Origin of the sequence: Isoptericola croceus (genome assembly GCF_029382255.1) — a bacterium.
In the GTDB taxonomy this organism is placed as follows: Bacteria; Actinomycetota; Actinomycetes; order Actinomycetales; family Cellulomonadaceae; genus Isoptericola; species Isoptericola croceus.
Genome location: NZ_JARLLG010000398.1, coordinates 1 through 263, shown reverse-complemented (window position 1 = coordinate 263; position 263 = coordinate 1). Strand labels below are relative to the sequence as shown.

General features: G+C 55.5%; 1 protein-coding gene. It reads left to right on the top strand.

The features are described from left to right. Positions 1 to 69: 69 nt before the first annotated feature. On the top strand, positions 70 to 263 hold a 194-nt coding region (locus PZC42_RS21710), incomplete at its 3' end, for a hypothetical protein (RefSeq protein WP_277214266.1).

Sequence of the window (263 nt, the reverse complement as noted above, 5' to 3'; positions counted from 1 at the left end):
CCGGTCCCATAATCTGAGCCGAGACGTCTGACAGACCCGCGACCCAAATCAACCCCCGATCTTGCCTCTATGGCCAAGGAAGAAAAGCGCCTGGCCCCTCCTTCTGGCGGGAACAACGAGGTTCCCGAACAGCAGAACGGGGTATCATCACCATCTCATCGTCATCAGCATCAACGCAGTGACAGCAAATCCCAGTCGAAATCCGAACCCGTCACTCGTGAGGAGCAACCTCCGTCGAAACCTCAAGAGAATTCTCAGCCTAA